5 protein-coding genes and 1 riboswitch are annotated in these 5,041 nt (G+C 56.5%); of the genes, 1 reads left to right on the top strand and 4 read right to left on the bottom strand.

All coding sequences use genetic code 11. From position 1 onward, the window contains the following. Positions 1 to 56: 56 nt before the first annotated feature. The 4 genes from cpdA to thiC form a co-directional block, all read right to left on the bottom strand. Positions 57 to 863, bottom strand: a complete 807-nt coding sequence (gene cpdA / locus ACESMB_RS14650; RefSeq protein WP_372971946.1) for a 3',5'-cyclic-AMP phosphodiesterase — start codon at positions 861 to 863, stop codon at positions 57 to 59. A 196-nt stretch (positions 864 to 1,059) separates the two neighbouring features. Next, positions 1,060 to 1,545, bottom strand: a complete 486-nt coding sequence (locus ACESMB_RS14645; RefSeq protein ID WP_372927311.1) for a DUF1249 domain-containing protein — start codon at positions 1,543 to 1,545, stop codon at positions 1,060 to 1,062. A 1-nt stretch (position 1,546) separates the two neighbouring features. Further along, on the bottom strand, positions 1,547 to 2,164 hold the full coding sequence (locus ACESMB_RS14640; protein WP_372971945.1) for an NUDIX domain-containing protein: 618 nt from the start codon (positions 2,162 to 2,164) through the stop codon (positions 1,547 to 1,549). Between the two features lie 213 nt (positions 2,165 to 2,377). Further along, the gene (gene thiC / locus ACESMB_RS14635; protein WP_372971944.1) at positions 2,378 to 4,255 is read right to left on the bottom strand and encodes a phosphomethylpyrimidine synthase ThiC; all 1,878 of its coding nucleotides are present in this window, start codon (positions 4,253 to 4,255) and stop codon (positions 2,378 to 2,380) included. Positions 4,256 to 4,329: 74 nt separating this feature from the next. Then, positions 4,330 to 4,444: riboswitch (TPP riboswitch) on the bottom strand. A 109-nt stretch (positions 4,445 to 4,553) separates the two neighbouring features. Here thiC and ACESMB_RS14630 point away from each other — a divergent pair. After that, positions 4,554 to 5,041, top strand: a 488-nt coding sequence (locus tag ACESMB_RS14630) for a TolC family protein (RefSeq protein WP_372971943.1), incomplete at its 3' end; no start/stop codon positions are given.

Here is a 5,041-nt window from a genome sequence, read left to right as displayed (position 1 = left end):
AATTATATACGAAATTTTGCGACGATTAACAGGCCACCCGGCCAATCACAAACCTGCTAGTAACCGGAACTGGTGCTGTCCAGATCAAACACAAAATCTGTTGCTCTGCTGACTTCCGTAGAGAACTCACCGGAGCGCTGCAACTCAAACCAGCGATACCCGGGGGCCTTGTCCTCCACGGAAAACTCCACGGAGCCGGCCGTAAACTGGATACAGGTAGACGGCGTTGCCAGCAGGCAAACACCATTGCGTGTCTGATCCAGTTCCTGATGAATGTGCCCCCAGAGTACAATTTTTACCTGTGGAAAACGGTCGACCACCCGCCAGAAGGCATCACGATTCCGCAGCCCGATCGGCGACATCCATCGGGTATCGATTTCAATCGGATGATGGTGCAGGGCAATCAAAGCCGGTGTGTCCGGATTTTCGCTGAGCGTTTTTTCAAGGAAGGCCAGCTCGGACTCCGCCAGCTCACCAAATACTTTTCCGGGAACCGAGGTATCCAATAGCACAAACTGCCAGCCACCCTGAACAATGTGGCGCTGATCGGCCTGGCTTTCGGCAGCGATACGGGCCAGCAATGGCGAGTCATCATGATTGCCAGCCATCCAGGCCGAGGGGCAACGAAATGCCTTCAGTTTGTCACCAAAAAGCCGGTAGGCTTCTTCGGTCGCGTCCTGGGCGATATCACCAGTAGCAAGGATAAGATCCGGTTGGCCATGATTCTGGAGAACCTGTTCGATAACGGCATCCAGGCTGTCTCTGGTATTGACGCCCAACAGTTCACCGGCCGGATCGGCCATCAGGTGCGGGTCGGTCAGCTGCAGCACCCGGAGGGCACGCGGGTTGTCGTTCTGTGTCATGGCACTCGTGTTTCTTGCGTTGTCGCAACACTCACCGGTGATGCAGGCATGGTGGCAGATTATTCAGTTTTTACGACTGCATCCAGAATATTCATCACATTCTGTTCAGGCATTGGCGCCCAATTGCCTGTTTTGACAACTCTCGCACAATCTGGTGCGGACTCTAGGCCAATACACGAAGAACAGACATACAACCTTAGTCCACGCCCTCGCCGGCAGACCAGGCAGCGTGCTCCATGGGAAGGTGACCAAATCGCAGGCAGTAGTCCAGCCAGTCGGCCAGGAAACTGTTGACCTGCACTTTCTCGTCCGGGTGATGCATGAACCGGTTAGGATAATCGTTCACAGGCGCGATCTGCCTGTCACGATAGCAGCTGATGACTTCCGCCATATTGGCGTCATGATATACCCGCACCGTCAACTGGGGATTGTTCAGCCAGCGACCGGAGTTGTGCACCTGTTCCAGCAGCAGGGTCTCAGTGAACTTCGTAGTTTGCAGCACTTCTATGCGAACCCGCCCCAGATACTGATGCTCGCGATGAAGTTCAAACTCGCAAACGGGGCGGCCCCTGGCCTCCAGCTTACGCAACCGATGAAGCCGCATGTAATTGCCATCACACAGCGCGCCGAAACGTCGTAAATCCGGTACGTAGCGCCGGGGTTTCATCACCCATTCTGTCATATCAGCTCCAACCTTCCCGCAATCGCGGGCGATTCAACTGCAACCACTGCAGTGCGATAATCGCTGCGGCGTTATTGATACGTCCATCATAAATCATTGCGATGGCCTCGTCGGCGCTGAATACGTGGGCACGGATGTCTTCGTGTTCATGCTCCATTCCATAAAGGCCACCCGCTGCTTCGGTGCTGATACGACCGCAATAGAGGTGAATCAGTTCCGTGCTTCCGCCGGGAGAGACCAGATAATCGCAGATTTTATCCAGCGGCTTGAACGTCAGCCCAGCCTCTTCCTGGCCTTCCCGCTGGGCAACCTCTTCCGGGGATTCCCCGTCTTCATTCATGCCGGCGACAAGCTCCAGCAGCCAGGGAGACTGGTCGCGGCCGAGGGCGCCAAGGCGGAATTGTTCCAGAAGAACGACCTCGTCCCGATCCGGATCGTAAGGCAATACGCAGGTGGCATCGCCGCGGATGAAGAGTTCGCGGGTGAAGGTGGGCATTTCCCTGCCGTCGAAACGGGTGTGGGTCAGCCAGAGCTTATCCATGCGGAAGAAGCCCTGGAAAACGGTTTCGCGCTTTTCGATTTTTACGTCGGTGTCTTTGAACTGGAAGGGTTCGGTCATTTCAGATTTCAGATCCGTATTTGAGAACGATTCTGAACGATAGCCCTTGTTTCAGCTTGGGTGCAAGCCTTGTGCATGGACTTCTCTGCATTCTGGCTTTGGTACAAGACAGTCATTGGGGCCTCCCTCCCAAAACACGCTCAAGCCCGTCCATGGGGCGCTTGGGCTCCCTGCCCGGCCAAAGCACCAAGCCAAGAAGGCTAGAAGCCCAACTCAGACCTTGTCATAAAGCTTGGATCCGGCCTCCACAAACTCCCTGGATTTTTCCTTCATACCGGCGTCCACCGCGGAGACCTCATCAAGGCCGTGTTCCTTGGCGTACTCCCGTACTTCCTGGGAAATCTGCATGGAGCAGAACTTAGGGCCGCACATGGAGCAGAAGTGAGCCACTTTGGCGGAATCCTTTGGCAGGGTTTCGTCGTGGAAGGCACGGGCCGTGTCCGGATCCAGGCCGAGGTTGAACTGATCTTCCCAGCGGAACTCGAAGCGGGCCTTGGACAGGGCGTTGTCGCGGATCTGGGCGCCGGGATGCCCTTTTGCCAGATCAGCGGCGTGAGCGGCGATCTTGTAGGTGATGATGCCGGTTTTGACGTCGTCCTTGTTAGGCAGGCCCAGGTGCTCTTTCGGAGTGACGTAGCAAAGCATGGCGCAACCGAACCAGCCAATCATCGCCGCACCAATGCCGGAGGTGATGTGGTCATAACCGGGGGCAATGTCGGTGGTCAATGGCCCGAGGGTGTAGAACGGGGCTTCGTCACAGCATTCCAGCTGCTTATCCATATTCTCCTTGATCAACTGCATGGGCACGTGGCCCGGGCCTTCGATCATGCACTGGACATCATGTTTCCAGGCAATCTTGGTGAGCTCACCCAGGGTTTCCAGTTCGCCGAACTGGGCTTCATCGTTGGCATCGGCAATGGAGCCTGGGCGCAGCCCGTCACCGAGGCTGAAAGCCACGTCATAAGCCTTCATGATTTCGCAGATGTCTTCGAAGTGCTCGTACAGGAAGCTCTCCTGATGGTGAGCCAGGCACCACTTTGCCATGATAGAGCCGCCGCGGGACACAATGCCGGTGGTGCGTTTCGCCGTCATGGGTACATGATGCAGCCTCACGCCAGCGTGGATGGTGAAGTAATCCACCCCCTGCTCTGCCTGCTCAATCAGCGTGTCCTTGAATATCTCCCAGGTCAGGTCTTCGGCCACGCCGCCGACTTTTTCCAGTGCCTGGTAGATAGGCACGGTGCCGATAGGAACCGGGGAGTTGCGGATGATCCATTCCCGGGTTTCATGGATGTTCTTTCCGGTAGACAGGTCCATGATGGTGTCGGAACCCCAGCGGGTTCCCCAGGTCAGTTTTTCCACTTCTTCCTCGATGGAGGAACTGACCGCCGAGTTACCGATGTTACCGTTGATTTTCACCAGAAAGTTGCGGCCGATGATCATCGGTTCGGTTTCCGGGTGGTTGATGTTGTTGGGAATGATCGCCCGGCCGCGGGCGACCTCGTCCCGGACAAATTCCGGCGTGATTTCCTGCGGCAGGGACGCCCCGAAGGACTGGCCCGGATGCTGATCCTCCAGAAGCCCTTGTTCCCGCGCATCCTGCAGCTTCATGTTCTCGCGGATAGCGACGAATTCCATTTCCGGTGTGATGATGCCCTGGCGAGCGTAGTGCATCTGGCTCACATTCCGGCCGAATTTGGCCCGCAGCGGTTTGCGCTCGTCCATAAAACGGAGCGGGTCCAGCAAGGGATCTTTCATGCGGCGGCGGGTAAACTCTGAGGTGTAGTCCGCCAGCTGTTCCACGTCGCCGCGCTCTTCAATCCACGCGGCCCGGATAGGCTTCAGGCCTTTGCGCAGATCGATCGTTGCGTCCGGATCGCTGTAGGGGCCGGAAGTATCGTAGACGGCTACCGGCGCATTTTTTTCGCCACCCATGTCCGTCGGCGTGTCTCCCACGGTAATCTCCCGCATGGGCACCCGCAGATCGGGTCGGCTACCCTGTACGTAGATCTTACCGGATTGAGGCAGCGGTTCGATGGCTGCGGAATCGACTTTGGCTGAATCGCTGAGGTAGGAAGGTATTTTTGTCATCTTGCGTCCCCGGGTTGGGTAAGAAACGGGTCGCGTATGACGGAGCAGTGATCACAGGGGATAGGCCTGTGTCCGTGCTTTATTGTCTCAAATCCCTACGCCGGTATTATCCGGATCAGGTTGCGGGTTCTGCATGGCAATCTCAGCCGACTGTCAGATTTTCTGACGCCAGCACCCCGTCAAGACGCGAATTCGATATCATTGACACATACACTCTGTGCCGAATACAAGTGTAGAGCTCAGGCTGTTTATTGTCCATAATGCCACCTCGCCGGGTGAATCATTAACAGGAGAAGTCATGAAAAAACGATTGCTTTCCGGGCTGATTGGACTGCTCGCAGCCCAGCCTGCACTTTCCATGGATCTGGTTGAGACTTATGAGAAAGCACTCTCCTATGACTCCGGCATTGCTTCCGCCCGCGCCAGTTTCGAAGCACAACAGGCCGCCAGTGATGTCAGCCGCAGCAACCTGCTGCCGCAGATCAACGCATTTGGTGATGTCAGTCATACCGATACCGATGGTCCCAGCCAGGACGCCGCATATGAAACCTATGCCTTTGGCGTTGAGCTGACCCAGCCCCTGTTTCGGGCCGACGCCTGGTTCGATTACGATGCCAGCAAGTTCCAGACGGAATCCGCTCAGGCGGAATACAACCTGGCGCAGCAGCAGTTAATCCTGGACGTGGCGACAGCTTACTTCAACGTTCTTCGTGCGGCAGACACGCTCACTACAGCAGAGGCGACTGAGGCGGCCATCCAGCGGCAGTATGAGCAGGCCCAGGAGCG

It is taken from the genome of Marinobacter sp. (assembly GCF_041686475.1).
Lineage (GTDB): Bacteria > Pseudomonadota > Gammaproteobacteria > Pseudomonadales > Oleiphilaceae > Marinobacter.
Note: the sequence above shows the minus strand (reverse complement) of the source record. Positions and strands in the feature narration are given on the sequence as shown.

Coding starts and splice junctions, on each gene's coding strand:
- ACESMB_RS14640 (WP_372971945.1), bottom strand. CDS start 2,164: ATGACCGAACCCTTCCAGTTCAAAGACACCGACGTAAAAATCGAAAAG.
- ACESMB_RS14645 (WP_372927311.1), bottom strand. CDS start 1,545: ATGACAGAATGGGTGATGAAACCCCGGCGCTACGTACCGGATTTACGA.
- cpdA (WP_372971946.1), bottom strand. CDS start 863: ATGACACAGAACGACAACCCGCGTGCCCTCCGGGTGCTGCAGCTGACC.
- thiC (WP_372971944.1), bottom strand. CDS start 4,255: ATGACAAAAATACCTTCCTACCTCAGCGATTCAGCCAAAGTCGATTCC.